General features: G+C 61.0%; 16 protein-coding genes. 14 read left to right on the forward strand and 2 right to left on the reverse strand.

Translation table 11 applies throughout. The annotated features are described in order from the left end of the window. Nucleotides 1-23 precede the first annotated feature (23 nt). From HMPREF9720_RS13230 to HMPREF9720_RS13255, 6 genes are all read left to right on the forward strand, one after another. Nucleotides 24-1,496 (forward strand): GH3 auxin-responsive promoter family protein, encoded by a 1,473-nt coding sequence (locus tag HMPREF9720_RS13230; protein ID WP_009598787.1) that lies wholly within the window; start codon nucleotides 24-26, stop codon nucleotides 1,494-1,496. 88 nt (nucleotides 1,497-1,584) lie between these two features. Further along, nucleotides 1,585-2,199, forward strand: a complete 615-nt coding sequence (locus tag HMPREF9720_RS13235) for a deoxynucleoside kinase (protein ID WP_014774372.1) — start codon at nucleotides 1,585-1,587, stop codon at nucleotides 2,197-2,199. Between the two features lie 3 nt (nucleotides 2,200-2,202). Next, the gene (locus tag HMPREF9720_RS13240) at nucleotides 2,203-3,645 is read left to right on the forward strand and encodes a methyltransferase RsmF C-terminal domain-like protein (protein WP_009598786.1); all 1,443 of its coding nucleotides are present in this window, start codon (nucleotides 2,203-2,205) and stop codon (nucleotides 3,643-3,645) included. A gap of 2 nt (nucleotides 3,646-3,647) precedes the next feature. After that, nucleotides 3,648-4,214, forward strand: a complete 567-nt coding sequence (locus tag HMPREF9720_RS13245) for a MerR family transcriptional regulator (protein WP_009598898.1) — start codon at nucleotides 3,648-3,650, stop codon at nucleotides 4,212-4,214. Between the two features lie 181 nt (nucleotides 4,215-4,395). Next, nucleotides 4,396-5,181, forward strand: a complete 786-nt coding sequence (locus HMPREF9720_RS13250) for a Nif3-like dinuclear metal center hexameric protein (protein WP_009598822.1) — start codon at nucleotides 4,396-4,398, stop codon at nucleotides 5,179-5,181. 23 nt (nucleotides 5,182-5,204) lie between these two features. After that, nucleotides 5,205-5,966 carry a zinc ribbon domain-containing protein gene (locus HMPREF9720_RS13255; protein ID WP_009598809.1) on the forward strand — a complete coding sequence of 254 codons (762 nt, stop codon included), beginning with the start codon at nucleotides 5,205-5,207 and terminating at the stop codon, nucleotides 5,964-5,966. 66 nt (nucleotides 5,967-6,032) lie between these two features. Here the strand turns inward: HMPREF9720_RS13255 and HMPREF9720_RS13260 are convergent, their stop codons facing one another. Next, nucleotides 6,033-6,482 (reverse strand): cupin domain-containing protein, encoded by a 450-nt coding sequence (locus HMPREF9720_RS13260; protein WP_009598868.1) that lies wholly within the window; start codon nucleotides 6,480-6,482, stop codon nucleotides 6,033-6,035. Between the two features lie 301 nt (nucleotides 6,483-6,783). On the opposite strand from HMPREF9720_RS13260, the gene HMPREF9720_RS13270 reads away from it, so the two are divergent. The 8 genes from HMPREF9720_RS13270 (at nucleotide 6,784) to rsxA (ending at nucleotide 14,171) form a co-directional block, all read left to right on the forward strand. Further along, nucleotides 6,784-8,364, forward strand: coding sequence for an NAD+ synthase (locus tag HMPREF9720_RS13270; protein WP_009598788.1), 1,581 nt, complete (start codon nucleotides 6,784-6,786; stop codon nucleotides 8,362-8,364). A 3-nt stretch (nucleotides 8,365-8,367) separates the two neighbouring features. Continuing rightward, the gene (locus HMPREF9720_RS13275; protein WP_009598875.1) at nucleotides 8,368-8,796 is read left to right on the forward strand and encodes a SoxR reducing system RseC family protein; all 429 of its coding nucleotides are present in this window, start codon (nucleotides 8,368-8,370) and stop codon (nucleotides 8,794-8,796) included. Then, a complete protein-coding gene (locus HMPREF9720_RS13280) occupies nucleotides 8,796-9,881 on the forward strand; it encodes an RnfABCDGE type electron transport complex subunit B (protein WP_009598803.1) in 1,086 nt (361 codons plus the stop codon). The genes HMPREF9720_RS13275 and HMPREF9720_RS13280 overlap by 1 nt, the downstream gene beginning before the upstream one ends. A gap of 95 nt (nucleotides 9,882-9,976) precedes the next feature. Further along, on the forward strand, nucleotides 9,977-11,320 hold the full coding sequence (rsxC, locus tag HMPREF9720_RS13285) for an electron transport complex subunit RsxC (RefSeq protein WP_009598806.1): 1,344 nt from the start codon (nucleotides 9,977-9,979) through the stop codon (nucleotides 11,318-11,320). A gap of 30 nt (nucleotides 11,321-11,350) precedes the next feature. Next, nucleotides 11,351-12,322, forward strand: coding sequence for an RnfABCDGE type electron transport complex subunit D (locus HMPREF9720_RS13290; protein ID WP_009598914.1), 972 nt, complete (start codon nucleotides 11,351-11,353; stop codon nucleotides 12,320-12,322). A gap of 13 nt (nucleotides 12,323-12,335) precedes the next feature. Continuing rightward, nucleotides 12,336-13,013 carry an RnfABCDGE type electron transport complex subunit G gene (locus HMPREF9720_RS13295; RefSeq protein ID WP_009598832.1) on the forward strand — a complete coding sequence of 226 codons (678 nt, stop codon included), beginning with the start codon at nucleotides 12,336-12,338 and terminating at the stop codon, nucleotides 13,011-13,013. Next, on the forward strand, nucleotides 13,006-13,590 hold the full coding sequence (locus tag HMPREF9720_RS13300; RefSeq protein WP_009598807.1) for an RnfABCDGE type electron transport complex subunit E: 585 nt from the start codon (nucleotides 13,006-13,008) through the stop codon (nucleotides 13,588-13,590). Before HMPREF9720_RS13295 ends, HMPREF9720_RS13300 begins: the two co-directional genes overlap by 8 nt. Before the next feature lie 2 nt (nucleotides 13,591-13,592). Further along, complete coding sequence (rsxA, locus tag HMPREF9720_RS13305) at nucleotides 13,593-14,171, forward strand: electron transport complex subunit RsxA (RefSeq protein WP_009598921.1); 579 nt, start codon at nucleotides 13,593-13,595, stop codon at nucleotides 14,169-14,171. A 115-nt stretch (nucleotides 14,172-14,286) separates the two neighbouring features. Here rsxA and HMPREF9720_RS13310 read toward each other — a convergent pair whose 3' ends face one another. Then, complete coding sequence (locus HMPREF9720_RS13310; RefSeq protein ID WP_022043759.1) at nucleotides 14,287-14,469, reverse strand: hypothetical protein; 183 nt, start codon at nucleotides 14,467-14,469, stop codon at nucleotides 14,287-14,289. Nucleotides 14,470-14,491 lie beyond the last annotated feature (22 nt).

The raw sequence follows: 14,491 nt of genomic DNA on the forward strand, positions 1-14,491 counted from the left end.
CGGCAACGAAACCGAACAGACACGTGTCATTCAGAAGCATATTACTCAAAGCATGGTTTTCGCAGCGCGAGCGGGCCATCGACCGTTTCCGGCGCCGGCCGGCCGAGACGCAGGAACGCGTCTTCAGGCAGTTGCTGCGCCGCGGACGGCGGACCGAATTCGGCTGGCGTTACGACTTGGGGCATGTCCGCACGGTCGAGCAGTTCCAGACGATGGTCGAGACGTTCGATTACGAGACGTTCAAGCCCTACATCGAGAAGATGCTGGCCGGCGAGAAGAACGTCGCTTCGCCGGGCCGCGTGAAGCTCTTCGCCCGTTCGTCGGGCACCACGTCGGACCGGAGCAAATACATCCCGGTCACGGAGGAGTCGCTCTGGTGGAACCATACGCTGGGCATGCGCGACGTGGCGACGGTCTTTTCGGGCAACAATCCGAAGACCGGGGTTTTCGAAGGCAAGACGCTGACGCTGGGCGGGTCGTGCAGCCGCGAAGGGCGCAATCTGGTGGGCGACCTGTCGGCCATACTGATACACGAGACGACGTTCTGGAGCGGCTGGTTCCGTGCGCCGCGTATGGCTACGGCGCTCATTCCCGACTTCGACCGCAAGGTCGAGGCGATCTGCCGCGAGTGCGTCGGTGAAAACATCACGGCCTTTGCGGGCGTGCCGTCGTGGAATTTGGCGATGATGCGCCGCGTGCTGGAATATACGGGGCGGCAGAACCTGCTCGAAGTGTGGCCCAACCTCTGCATGTTCGCCCACGGGGGCGTGGAATTCGGTCCTTACCGCCGCTCGTTCGAGGCGCTGATACCCTCGGAGCGGATGCAGTACATGGAGACCTACAACGCTTCGGAGGGCTTTTTCGCGCTGGCCGACGATCCGTCGCGCGACGACATGCTGCTGATGCTCGACTACGGCAACTTCTTCGAGTTCCGCAGCGGCGGGACGATCGTGCCGCTGGAGGGCGTGGAGTGCGGCCGTGTGTACGCCATGCTGATCACCTCGAACAACGGTTTGTGGCGTTACGAAATCGGCGATACGGTGGAGTTCACCTCGACGAATCCCTACCGGATCCGGTTCGCGGGCCGCACACGGCAGTATATCAACGTCTTCGGCGAGGAGCTGATCGTCGATAACGCCGACCGTGCCCTGATCGCCGCCAGCAACGAGACCGGGGCCGTCATCGGGGAGTATACCGTGGCGCCGTGCTACATGTCGCTCCGGGAGCGGGGCGCCCACGAGTGGATCGTGGAGTTCGAACGCGAGCCCGACAGCCGCGAGCATTTCGCCGAGGCACTCGACCGGGAGCTGCGGGCCGTGAATTCGGATTACGACGCCAAGCGCCGGACCACGCTCGAACGGCAGCGGCTGACGGTCGTGGACCGCGGGCTTTTCCTCGCATGGCTGCGCGCCCGCGGCAAGAACAAGGTGCCGCGGCTGGTCAACGACCGCCATGTGGCCGAGGAGATTCTGGCGTTCGGCGGGGAGAAGAAGTGACGGCGGACGTTTTTGCGGCGCGACGCCATGATGACAGGGCGCCGGAATGCTCCGGCAGGACAAAAATGTAAAACAAATATCGTATAATATGTATATAGCAATTGCAGGCAACATCGGAAGCGGAAAGACGACGCTGACCCAGATTCTGACCAAGCGCTACAATGCCAAGTCGTATCTCGAAGAGTGCAACAACCCCTATATCGGCGACTTCTATGAAGATATGAACCGCTGGTCGTTCAATCTGCAGATGTACTTTCTGGGAAGCCGCATCCAGCAGACGATGGACATGCTCTCCGACGGCGGTTCGGGCGTGATTTTTCAGGACCGCACGGTTTACGAGGATGCGCATATCTTTGCCGGCAACCTCCATGAAATGGGGCTGATGCCTACGCGCGACATCGAAACCTACATGAAGATTTTCAGGCTGGTGACCGAGCTGATTCCCAAGCCCGACCTGCTGATTTATCTCAAGGCGAGCGTCCCGACGCTGATTTCGCAGATCCGCAAGCGCGGCCGCGAGTACGAGATGAATATCGACGAGCTGTACCTCAAGCGGCTGAACGACAAGTACAACAACTGGATAGACAACATATACGAAGGCGACGTGCTCGTGGTGGACAAGGACCATGAGGATTTCATTTCGGATCCTGCCGTGCTGGATAAAATCTGCGCGCGGCTGGATGCGCTTAATACCCGGAAGTAACGCATGACGCTGCCTGCGAAGTTTGCCGAGCGCGTTTTGCGCGATCTGGGCGATAGCGAGGGCCCGGCGCTCTGCGCGGCGCTCGACACCGAGCCGCCCGTGTCGGTGCGCCTGAACCCGGCCAAGTGCGGCGGTACGGAGAACGGCGGAGCCGGGCGGGAGGAGGACGCGGACAAGGTGGTCGTTCGTCCGGACGGAGTGCCGCCTGCCGTGCTGGCCGATGCCGACGGCCGGGTGCCGTGGTGCGGCGACGGATATTACCTCGCGGCGCGGCCGCAGTTCACCTTCGACAGCGATTTTCATGCGGGGGCCTACTATGTGCAGGAGGCCGCGTCGCAGTTCGTGGGACATTTGTTGCAGGGTGTCGAAGTCGCCGGCAGGCGGATTCTCGACCTTTGCGCTGCTCCGGGCGGCAAGACGACGCTCTATGCGTCGCTCGTGGGGCCTGACGGACTGGTCGTCGCCAACGAGATCGACCGCCGCCGCGCTCAGGTGCTGGCGGACAACGTCCGCAAGTGGGGCACGGGCAACGTTGCGGTGACGACGTGCGAAGCCCGGCAGCTGGGCGGTTTCGAAGCGTGGTTCGACGTGGTGGCGGTGGACGCTCCCTGCTCCGGCGAGGGGATGTTCCGCAAGGACCGCGACGCCCGCGGCGAATGGAGCGAAGGCAATGTAAAGCTTTGTGCCGCAAGGCAGGACGAGCTGTTGCGTGAAGCGTGGCGTGCGCTCAAACCCGGCGGAGTGCTGATATACAGCACCTGTACGTTCAACCGCGACGAGGACGAAGGCGTACTCGAACGGATGCTCGGCTGGGCGGAGGACGAAGCGGCGCAGGCCGGGGAGGTCGCCGTCGATGCGTCGTGGGGGATTGTCTGCGGACGCGTGGGCGCGTTCCGGACCTTCCGGTTTTATCCCCACCGGGCGCGCGGCGAGGGATTTTTCGCCGCCGTGGTCCGCAAGGCTTTCGATGCGGGCGGCCGCTGCCGCACGCCCAAGGCGCGGCGCACGGTCTTCGCTTCGGTGGACAGAGCCGCGGCAGCCGAGTTGCGCCGCTGGGTGAACAGCCCCGAACGGATGTGCTTCGCGACGGTCGCCGACACCTGTTACGGCTATTACGTCGCGCAGGCGGAAGCCGTAAAAGCGCTGGCCGAAGCGCTTCCGGTGATATATTCGGGCGTGGCGATGGGGCAGCTCTTCAAGGGCCGCCTGCGTCCCGATCCCGCGCTGGCGTTCTTCTGCGGACTGAACCGGGATGCGGTTCCCGCCGCGGAGCTGGACGAAGAGCAGACGCTCCGCTTCCTGCGCAGGCAGGAGATCGGGGCCGGACCTTTTGCCGAAGGGATCAATCTGGTGTGCGCGCGGGGCCGTGCGCTCGGATTCGCGAAGCGCATAGGAAACCGGGTAAACAACATGTACCCCAATTCATTGCGAATTATTAAACAATAGATATGGCCGAGAAACTTTTTTATTCGATGGGCGAAGTGGCCGAGATGTTCGACGTCAATGCGTCGCTGATCCGTCACTGGGAGTCGCAGTTCAGCGTCATCCGCCCCAAGCGCAACAAGAAAGGAAACCGTCTCTTCTCGCCGCAGGATGTCGAGAATCTCAAACTGATCTATCATCTGGTCAAGGAGCGGGGAATGACCCTCGAAGGGGCGAAGAAAGCACTCCGGCAGCAGCCTGCCGAGGGCGGAATGGAACGCGATGCGGAGCTGATGGAGCGTCTGCAGCGTATCCGCGCGCTGCTGGTCGAGGTACGTGAGGACCTGAAGGCCGGCGAGGGGGAAATCCTTGCCGACGCTGATAGTGACGCCGGTGCCGTGCCGGATGCGCCGGACGCCGAAGCCGCCGCACCCCGCCGCAGGGGCAAACCCGTGGTGAAGATCGCTGCGGAAGGTGAGGAAGCCGCCGATGCGGGACACTCGGTGGCGAAGCGTACCCGCAAACCCCGCCGCAAGAAGGAGGAGGTCGAGAACAAGGAGTTGTTCGCCTTTTACGAGCAGTCGCTGTTTTAGGGGATTTCCGCCGCTGCGCAGGGCGGAGTTTGCCCGGTATGCCGGCGGCCTTGTGTCGTAAACACTCCCCTCCGAGGAGGGGATTTCGGGGGGCAGACTTGTAAACGCGGCTCAGAGCCGCGACAACGTCCCGCCGGGATGTATTCTGGTTGGGAAAATGTATATATTAACGATATAAATTATGCTTATCCGGGAAATAACCGACGTCATCGAGCGTTTTGCGCCGCTGGCGTGGCAGGAGTCGTACGACAACGCCGGGCTGATCGTGGGCCGGCCCGACGACGAGGTGCGCAAGGCGCTGCTGGCCGTGGACGTCACCGACGAGGTGATGGCCGAAGCCGAGCGCGAGGGGTGCGATCTGATCATCACGCACCATCCGATCGTTTTCCATGCCCTCAAGCGGTTCAATTCGGCCGATCAGGTGCAGCGCTGCGTCGAGCGGGCCATCCGCAGCGGCATTGCGCTCTATGCCTGTCACACCAATCTCGACAGCGCGCCGGAGGGGATGAGCTGGCGGCTGGCCGAGATGCTGGGCGTGGCGGACCTGCGTGTGCTGCAGCCCTCCGCGGCCGACGCGAAGGTCGGGTTCGGCGTGGTGGGCGAACTGCCGGGAGCCGTGGCGACCGTGGAGTTCATGCGCCATATCCAGCGAACGCTCGGCGTGCGCGTCGTGCGTCATAGCGACATCGCTTCGCCGGAGGTGCGCCGCGTGGCGGTCTGCACGGGGGCCGGGGCTTCGATGATCGGCGAAGCCCGCCGCGCAGGGGCCGACATCTACATCACGGCGGACATGAAGTACAACGACTTCATGACGCCCGATAAAGCCCTCACCGTAGCAGATATAGGCCATTTTGAAAGCGAATATTGCGCAATTCAGATTTTATTTGATATTTTATCGAAAAATTTGATTACCTTTGCGGTTCGCAAGAGTGAGGACTCGCGCAATCCGGTGAACTATTTGGTTTAAGTCTAAACTATAGAAGACATTATATGGCAACACAAAAGAAAACTGCCGAAGTTGATTATTCGATGCAGGAGAAGATCATGGCGCTTTACGAGCTGCAGAAGATCGACAGCAAAATCGATGAAATCAACAAGGTAAAAGGTGAACTGCCTCTTGAGGTACAGGACCTCGAAGATGAGATGACCGGCCTGAGAACCCGTATCGACAACATCAATGCCGAAATCGAGGAGCTGAATACGCTCACCAAACAGCGCAAGCGCGAGGTGGATCAGGCCAAGATTCTTATCGGAAACTACAAGGAACAGCAGAACAACGTGCGCAACAACCGCGAGTTCGACGCCATCACCAAGGAGATCGAGTATCAGGAGCTGGAGATCGAGCTGGCCGAGAAGCGTCTCAAGGAGTACAGCGCCGGCGTGAAGGCCAAGAAGCTCCAGCTGGAGGAGGCCGAAGCCGTAGCCGACGGACGCGCCGCAGACCTTGCCGCCAAGAAGAGCGAGCTGGAGGGCATCGAGGCCGAGACCGCACCGCTGGTCGCCGAGTTCGAAGTGCAGGCCGACCGCGCCAAAGCCAAGATCGACGAGCGCCTGCTGGCGGCCTACAGCCGTATCCGCCAGAACGTCCGCAACGGACTGGCCGTGGTGACCGTCAAGCGCGACGCCTGCGGCGGCTGCTTCAACCGCATTCCCCCGCAGCGTCAGGTGGAAATCCGTCAGGGCAAGAAGATCATTATCTGCGAGTACTGCGGACGTATTCTCGTGACCGATCCCGAAGAGGTTCAGGAGTAGCGGATCATTCAGTAAACAAGAGGGCCGGAGTCATTCAACTCCGGCCCTCTTCGTTTTCGCGGGCGGCTACCACACGACCCCGACGTCGAGAATCACCCCGTCGTCGGCGTCGGACGATGCGAACGAATCGGCTTTGTACTGGACGCAGATCATAATCATCGGCTCCGCGCCGGTGTTGCGCAGCGCGCGTCGGCCGTCGGGGGAGACCCGGATTACGCTGCCCTCGCCGACGGCGAAGATTTTGCCGTCCACCTGAAACTCTCCGTCGCCCCTGACGATGATGTAGAGCTCCTCGTGCGTCTTGTGGGTGTGGAGGAACCCGACGCCTGCGCCCGGCTCGATGCGCTGGAACGACAACTCCGCGCCCGTGGCGCCGAGGGCGCTGCCCGCAAATACTTTTCCGGGGATCTCGACGCCCGGAGCCAAGATCAGCGTGTGCTGGTTCAACTCGTCCATCTTTCCTACTGTCACGGCGGCGAAATTCGCGCCGCCGGCTGTTTTTTCGACTTTTTTCATCTTTGCTGTACGTTTGGTTTGCTGATACGTTTGTATTCGGTCAGGGCAAAGATAAGGAGAACGTTCGCCGGCTGCAAGACGGTACGTGCGCGTATGTTACTTACATTGAGGAAACTAATGTTGGGCGTCAGGCGGAACGGAACGTGAAAAAACGGAACTTTTTTTTTCGCGCCGTGCGGAATCTCCGGCTGCCGGCGGCGGTGCGGCGAGTGTTAATTTATTAACATCAAAATCCTTCCGACTTTTATAAATATTCCTTAACTTTGCAAAGTCGTAATTTTCGGACTAAAATTACTAACAAATGAAGATAGCTATTGCCCAGTTGAACTACACGATCGGGGATATCGACGGCAACGCCTCGAAAATCATCGATTCCATCAACAAAGCGAAAGCGCAGCGCGCCGACCTTGTCATCTTTGCCGAACAGGCCGTGAGCGGGACACCGGCTTTCGATCTGCTGCGTAAGACGACCTTCCTCGAATTGTGCGAGGACGCGCTGGTCGAAATAGCTTCGTGCTGCGACGGCATCGCCGCGATCGTGGGACTGCCGATCCTCACGCGCGAGGGAACCATCAGCGCCGCGGCGCTGATTCAGGACCGCAAGGTGCTGCGCTACGTGGGCAAGAAATATATCACGGCCCGCCGCGAAATGGGCTTTCTCGTCCCTTCGAAAGGGTTCGAATATGCGACGATCAAAGGCCACAAGTGCGCCATCATCGTGGGCGACGACCTGAGCCGCGAGCACGATTTCGACAAGTCGGTCGAAACCGTCATCTCGATCAACGCCCGCAAATACGGCAAGGGCGCCATGACCTACCGTTACGATATGATGCGTCATCTGTCGTTCGTCGAAGCCAAGAACATCGTGCTGGTCAATCAGGTCGGAGGTGCGACGGACATCGTTTACGACGGCACGTCGGGCGCGTTCAACAACCGCGGCGAGCTGGTGCTGATGATGAAGCAGTTCGAGGAGGATTTCCAGATTTTCGACACCAAGGCCCAGAATCCTCCCGTCGGGGTTCCCTCGACCTACAACGACCGCACGCGGATGGTCTATCAGGCGGCGCGCTGCGGACTCCGCGACTTTTTCCTCAAGAACGGTTACAAGAAGGCCTGCATCGGCCTTTCGGGCGGTATCGACTCGGCCGTGGTGGCCTGTTTGGCCGCCGATGCGCTGGGCGCCGGGAATGTCCGCGCCCTGCTGCTGCCTTCGCAGTTCTCGTCGGACCATTCGGTCGAAGACGCCAAGAAGCTGGCCGAGAACCTCGGCATCGAATACAACGTAATTCCCATTACCGAAATATATACCAGTGTGGTGAATACCCTCAAGCCGGTCATCGGCGGGCGGGAGTTCGACGCCACGGAGGAGAATATCCAGACCCGTATCCGCACGGTGCTGCTGATGGCCGTGCAGAACAAGACGGATTACATTCTGCTCAACTCGTCGAACAAGAGCGAGAATGCGCTGGGCCTTTGTACGCTTTACGGCGATACGGCGGGTGCGTTCAGCCCCACGGGCGACCTCTACAAGAGCGAGATGTACGACGTGGCGCGTTATATCAACCGCACGTTCGGCAATGTGATTCCCGAAAACATTCTGGACAAGGAGCCGTCGTCGGAGCTGCATCCGGGACAGAAGGACAGCGATATTCTGCCGCCCTACGAGGTGGTGGACGCCATTCTGCTGCGCATGATCGAGGAGGGCCAGCACCGCGAGGAGATCGTCAATGCGGGGTTCGATTCGGAAGTCGTGGAGAAGATCCACTGCATGATCATGCGCAACGAGAAGAAGCGTTACCAGTTTCCGCCCGTGCTGCGCCTGTCGATGTGCTCGTTCGGGCACGAACGGCTGATGCCCCTGACCAATAAATACGGCGACTGAGGCGTGGCATCCGGAATCATCGAACACGAAGGGATCGTGTCGCGCGTCGAAGGCGACCGGGTCTATGTGAAGATTACCTCACAGAGCGCCTGCGGCACCTGCAAGGCGCGCGAGGCGTGCGGCTTGGCCGAAGCGCGGGAAAAGATCGTCGAGGTGACGACCCCCGGAGCGCAGCAACACTACACCGCAGGCGAAAGCGTTACGGTCGGCGTCCGCCGCAGTGCGGGCGCTGTCGCCGTTATATTGGCCTATGTCGGCGCGCTGGCGGTGCTGTTGGCGGTGCTGGCCGCGGCGGTCGCCGCGCTGGGATGGAGCGAAGGCCGCAGCGCCTTGGCGGCATTGGCCGCAGTAGGCGTCTATTACTGCGTGTTATGGCTCTTCAGACATAAAATCGAACACACAATTCATTTCTCAATAACCAAAAACTACTGATGGAAGTATTACTTTACACAATCCTGACGCTGTGTGCGCTGGGAGTGCTTTCCGCGGTGATCCTCTATTTCGTGGCCCAGAAATTCCGGGTCGAGGAGGACCCCAGAATCGACGAGGTGGAGAAGATGCTGCCGGGCGCGAACTGCGGCGGCTGCGGTTTCGCCGGCTGCCGCGGCATGGCCGATGCGCTCGTGAAGCAGGACGACATTTCGTCGCTCTTCTGTCCCGTGGGCGGCGGCGACTGCATGAAGGCCGTCGCGGCTTACCTCGGCAAGTCCGCTCCCGAAAAGGAACCGCAGGTCGCTACCGTGCGCTGCGGCGGAACCTGCGAGAAGCGTCCCCGCACCAACGATTTCAACGGCGCCAAGTCGTGTGCCGTGGCTTCGTCGCTCTATGTGGGCGAAACGGGCTGTGCGTTCGGCTGTCTGGGATTCGGGGACTGCGTCGTCTCCTGTGCTTTCGACGCGATCCGCATGAATCCCGAAACGGGGCTTCCCGAAGTCGATCCCGATAAGTGTACAGCTTGCGGCGCCTGCGTGAAGGCATGTCCCAAAATGATTATCGAGCTGCGCAAGAAGTGGCCCAAGAACCGTGCGGTATACGTGTCGTGCGTGTCGAAGGACAAGGGCGCGGTGGTGATGAAAGCCTGCAAGGCCGGATGTATCGGCTGCGGCAAGTGCCAGAAGGTGTGCGCGTTCGACGCGATTACGATTGCGAACAACCTTGCCTATATCGACCCGCAGAAGTGTAAGCTCTGCCGCAAGTGCGTGAACGAGTGCCCGACGGGCGCGATCCGGCTGGTCGGCATGGAACCGCTGCCCAAGGCGCCGAAGACTCCGGCGGCTCCCGCTGCGCCGAAGGCGGCGCCGGTCGCTGAGAAAACGGCACCGGCCGCAGAGAAGGCTGTTGAATCCGCCAAGCCGGCCGCGGAGAAGGCCGCGCTTGCATCCGGGCAGGCCGCTCCGGCCGACGCTTCTAAGGCGGCCGCAGTCGAAAAGCCTGCCGGGAGTGCCGCTGCGCCTGAGAAGGCCGCGCCCAACGCTGAGAAGGCCGCTCCGGCGGAAACCGCTTCCAAAGCCGAATAAACGGATTTTTCCGCAGAGCCGGGGCGGGCGTGGACCTGCCGGGGCGGCGGAAGACGAAGGAAAGAATCCAACCGAAAAAACAGAGAAATTAAGATATGAAGACATTTCCAATAGGCGGAGTCCATCCGTCGGAAAATAAACTGAGCGGCGCCAAACCGATCGAGGTGCTTCCGCTGCCCGATGCGGTGGCGATTCCCCTCGCACAGCATATCGGCGCGCCCGCCGCGGCCAAGGTCGCCAAGGGCGACAAGGTGCTGACGGGACAGCTCATCGCAGAGGCGTCAAGCTTTATGTCGGCCAATATCCACTCCCCGATTTCGGGAACGGTGACGGCTGTCGATGCCGTTCCCAACGGTCAGGGGCTGCGTCAGGTGATGATTACGATCAAACGCGAGGGCGACGAGTGGGCCGAAGGCATCGACCGTTCGGAGACGCTCGTCCGCGAGTGCGCGCTTTCGTCCGCGGAGATCATCGCCCGGATCAAGGACGCCGGTATCGTCGGTATGGGCGGTGCGACGTTCCCCACGCATGTGAAACTCTCGGTTCCTCCCGGAAGAAAGGCCGAAGCCTTGATTATCAACGGCGTGGAGTGCGAGCCTTACCTGACCTCCGACCACCGTACGATGCTCGAACACGGCGAGGAACTGCTCGTGGGCGTGACGATCCTGATGAAGGCGATCGCCGTGGAGAAGGCTTACATCGGCATCGAAAACAACAAACCCGACGCCATAGCGCACCTGCGCAAACTGGCCGAAGGGTATAAGGGGATCGAAGTGGTGCCCCTCAAGGTGAAATATCCGCAGGGCGGTGAGAAACAGCTGATCGCCGCCGTGACGGGGCGCGAGGTGCCGCCTCCGCCCGCGCTTCCGATCGACGTGGGCGCCGTGGTGTGCAACGCTTCGACGACCTATGCCGTCTATCAGGCCGTGCAGAAGAACAAGCCGCTCATTGAGCGCGTGGTGACCGTCACGGGCAAGGGCGTGAAGGAGCCGAAGAACCTGCTGACCCGCATGGGCACGCCGATTTCGGCATTGCTCGAAGCGGCCGGAGGGCTTCCCGCCGATGCGGGTAAGGTGATCAACGGCGGTCCGATGATGGGCCGGGCGATGGTCAACCTCGATTCGCCCGTGACCAAGGGGTGTTCGGGCATTACGGTGATGAGCGGCCGCGACGCCGTGCGCCGCGAGGCTTCGCAGTGCATCAAGTGCGCCAAGTGCGTGGCCGCCTGCCCGATGGGGCTCGAACCCTATTACCTCTCGAAAATGACGCAGAAGAAGGGCTGGGACGCGCTCGAAGAGCAGATGATCACCTCGTGTATCGAGTGCGGTTGCTGTCAGGCTTCGTGTCCCTCGTACCTGCCGCTGCTGGACTGGGTGCGTCTGGGCAAGCAGACCGTGATGGGAATTATCCGTGCGCGCGCCGCGGCTCCCAAGAAGTAAATCTCCGAACGTAAAAAATACCAAATATTTATGGCAAACAAACTTGTAGTTGCTCCCGCACCGCACGTACAGACCTCGCAGTCTACGGCCCGGATCATGCGCGACGTCGTGATCGCGCTGATGCCTGCGCTGGCGGTCTCGGCCGTGGTGTTCGGAGTGGACGTACTGCGTGTCACGGCGCTTTCGGTCGCGGCCTGCGTACTGTTCGAATATCTGATTCAGAAGTTTCTGGTCCGCGGCGCTTCGACCATCGGCAACTGGTCGGCGGTGGTGACCGGCGTGTTGCTGGCCTTCAACCTGCCCGCGTCGATTCCTTGGTGGATCGTGCTGATCGGCGCTTTCGTCGCCATCGCCATCGCTAAGATGACCTTCGGCGGACTGGGCAAGAATCCGTTTAACCCCGCGCTGGTGGGCCGTGTGTTCCTGCTGATCGCCTATCCGGTGCAGATGACTTCGTTCCCCGTACCGGTGAACGGCTCGTTCGACGCGCTGTCGGGCGCGACGCCGCTGGCGGCCGTGAAGCACGGCGCCGCCGCCGACGTGCTCGGCGTGCAGGAACTGCTGTTGGGCAACATGCCGGGTTCGCTGGGCGAGGTGGCTGCACTGGCATTGATCTGCGGCTTTGTCTACCTGCTGTGGCGGCGCGTCATCACGTGGCAGATTCCCGTGACGATCCTCGGCACGATGGCGCTGTTCGCGTTTGTCGTCGCGGCGGCGAATGGCGGACTGTCGGCCGGTCCGGTGCTGTGGCAGTTCCCGTTGTTCCATGTGTTGGCCGGCGGCGCGCTGCTGGGTGCGATCTTCATGGCGACGGACTATTCGACCTCGCCGATGACCGTCCGGGGTGGCGTGATCTTCGGCGTCGGCATCGGCGCGATTACGATGTGTATCCGTCTCTGGGGCGCCTATCCCGAAGGCATGTCGTTCGCGATCCTGATCATGAACGCCGTGGTGCCGCTGATCAACAAATATGTCAAACCCAAGCGCTTCGGCGTAAAATAGGAGTGACGCAGATATGAAAAGTACACTTTTGAATATGACGGCCGTGCTCTTCGGCATCACCCTCGTCGCTTCGGCCGGGGTGGGCGCCGTGAACATGATCACGGCGGAACCGATCGCTCAGGCCGAGCAGGCGGCCAAAACCGCCGCGCTGAACGGCGTGCTCCCGGCGTTCGATGAGACGGCGGCCGAGACGCTGACCATCGACGAGATGCCGATCACGGTCTACACCGCGACCAAGGGCGGCCAGCTGGCCGGATATGCCGTGGAGTCGATGACCAAGAACGGTTTCGGCGGCGCGATCAACATGATGGTGGGCTTCACGCCCGACGGCGAGGTGATCAACGTCAATGTCCTGAAGCAGGCGGAGACGCCCGGACTGGGAACCAAGATGGCCGACGCCGACAACGTGCTGCTGCGCAGCGTCAAGGGGCAGAAACTCGAAGAGAAGAAGCTCGTGAACGGCAAACTGGCCGTCGCCAAGGACGGCGGCGACGTCGATGCGCTGACGGCGGCGACCATTTCGTCGCGCGCCTATGTGGATGCGATCAACCGTGCATGGATGGCTTACAAGAGCGTTGCGACGGGGTCAACCCCGACCGACGTGTCGTCCGGCGCGACTTCCGCGGCCGGAGATACGGCGGAGGAACAAACCAGCGGGCCTGAGGCTCAGGAAGGAGGACAAAATGAATAAGCTGAATATCATCGTAAGCGGCATCGTCAAAAACAACCCGACGTTCGTGCTGGTGCTGGGCATGTGCCCCACGCTGGGTACGACGACCTCGGCCGAAAACGGCATGGGCATGGGACTGGCGACGATGGCCGTGCTGATCATGTCGAATCTGGTGATCTCGCTCATCAAGAACATCATTCCGGACAAGGTCCGCATCCCGGCGTTCATCGTCGTGATCGCTTCGTTCGTGACCGTTATCCAGATGCTGATGCAGGCATACGTGCCGGCGTTGTACGCTTCGCTGGGCGTATTTATCCCGCTGATCGTGGTGAACTGCATCATCCTCGGCCGCGCCGAGGCGTTCGCTTCGAAGAACTCGCCGCTGGATTCGATCCTCGACGGCGTGGGCATCGGTCTGGGCTTTACGCTGGCCCTGACGGCCGTGGGCGCCGTGCGCGAAATACTGGGCAGCGGCGCGATTTTCGGCGTCAGCCTCGGTACGGCGGATTTCATGCCGCTGATCTTCGTACTCGCACCGGGCGCGTTCCTCGTGCTGGGATACCTCATGGTTTTGTTTAATAAATTAGCCAAGAAATAGTTATGGAGCTTTCCTATTTTGCAATCATCATCGGCGCCATCTTCGTAAACAACGTCGTGCTGGCGCAGTTCCTCGGCATCTGCCCCTTCTTGGGCGTGTCGTCGAAAGTCGAGACCTCGATGGGCATGGGGGCTGCCGTAACGTTCGTCATGGCGATCGCCGCCGTGGTGGCATGGCTGATCCAGACCTATGTGCTCGTCCCGCTGGACATCGTCTACATGCAGACCATCGTCTTCATTCTCGTGATCGCGGCGTTGGTGCAGATGGTCGAGATCATGCTGAAGAAACTTTCTCCCTCGCTCTATCAGGCGCTGGGTATCTTCCTGCCCCTCATCACGACCAACTGCGCCGTGCTGGGCGTGGCGATCCTGATGATCCAGAAGGAGTTTAACCTGCTGCAGAGCGTCACCTATTCGGTGGCTACGGCGCTGGGCTTCGCCCTCGCGCTGGTGCTCTTCGCCGGTATCCGCGAGCGTCTCGATTTCGAGGACGTTCCCAAAGCCTTCAAGGGGGTGCCCATCGCGCTGATTACGGCCGGTATCCTCGCCATGGCCTTCATGGGATTTTCGGGGCTGGTGTAAGTGCCGAACCGGTAGCGGCTGTCGGGAAGAAAACAGTCGCCGGGAGCATGGCGGGGAAGGTTACGCCGCCGCTCTGGACACGAAAAAGGGAAGTTGCTTCGGCAACTTCCCTTTCTTATTTCGCCTGCAGGCTGTCGGCCTGTTCGGCGGGCGGCACGAACCGCTGGCGGATCGCCTCTTTGGCCGTGCGGGAGATGTAGGCCCAGCGCGTGGCGATCATGACGAGCAGCATCGCCACGACGGCGATCATCATCAGCTCCTGCCCGGACCGGGCTTTGAACCATTCGGAAAGTTTCATGTTTTTGCGATTATTTTCGGTT

Origin of the sequence: Alistipes sp. HGB5, assembly GCF_000183485.2 — a bacterium.
In the GTDB taxonomy this organism is placed as follows: domain Bacteria; phylum Bacteroidota; class Bacteroidia; order Bacteroidales; family Rikenellaceae; genus Alistipes; species Alistipes finegoldii.

Excerpts from the sequence above, each read along its gene's own strand:
- HMPREF9720_RS13235 (WP_014774372.1), top strand. The coding sequence starts at position 1,585 with ATGTATATAGCAATTGCAGGCAACATCGGAAGCGGAAAGACGACGCTG.
- HMPREF9720_RS13240 (WP_009598786.1), top strand. The coding sequence starts at position 2,203 with ATGACGCTGCCTGCGAAGTTTGCCGAGCGCGTTTTGCGCGATCTGGGC.
- HMPREF9720_RS13245 (WP_009598898.1), top strand. The coding sequence starts at position 3,648 with ATGGCCGAGAAACTTTTTTATTCGATGGGCGAAGTGGCCGAGATGTTC.
- HMPREF9720_RS13250 (WP_009598822.1), top strand. The coding sequence starts at position 4,396 with ATGCTTATCCGGGAAATAACCGACGTCATCGAGCGTTTTGCGCCGCTG.
- HMPREF9720_RS13255 (WP_009598809.1), top strand. The coding sequence starts at position 5,205 with ATGGCAACACAAAAGAAAACTGCCGAAGTTGATTATTCGATGCAGGAG.
- HMPREF9720_RS13260 (WP_009598868.1), bottom strand. The coding sequence starts at position 6,482 with ATGAAAAAAGTCGAAAAAACAGCCGGCGGCGCGAATTTCGCCGCCGTG.
- HMPREF9720_RS13270 (WP_009598788.1), top strand. The coding sequence starts at position 6,784 with ATGAAGATAGCTATTGCCCAGTTGAACTACACGATCGGGGATATCGAC.
- HMPREF9720_RS13280 (WP_009598803.1), top strand. The coding sequence starts at position 8,796 with ATGGAAGTATTACTTTACACAATCCTGACGCTGTGTGCGCTGGGAGTG.
- rsxC (WP_009598806.1), top strand. The coding sequence starts at position 9,977 with ATGAAGACATTTCCAATAGGCGGAGTCCATCCGTCGGAAAATAAACTG.
- HMPREF9720_RS13290 (WP_009598914.1), top strand. The coding sequence starts at position 11,351 with ATGGCAAACAAACTTGTAGTTGCTCCCGCACCGCACGTACAGACCTCG.
- HMPREF9720_RS13295 (WP_009598832.1), top strand. The coding sequence starts at position 12,336 with ATGAAAAGTACACTTTTGAATATGACGGCCGTGCTCTTCGGCATCACC.
- HMPREF9720_RS13300 (WP_009598807.1), top strand. The coding sequence starts at position 13,006 with ATGAATAAGCTGAATATCATCGTAAGCGGCATCGTCAAAAACAACCCG.
- rsxA (WP_009598921.1), top strand. The coding sequence starts at position 13,593 with ATGGAGCTTTCCTATTTTGCAATCATCATCGGCGCCATCTTCGTAAAC.
- HMPREF9720_RS13310 (WP_022043759.1), bottom strand. The coding sequence starts at position 14,469 with ATGAAACTTTCCGAATGGTTCAAAGCCCGGTCCGGGCAGGAGCTGATG.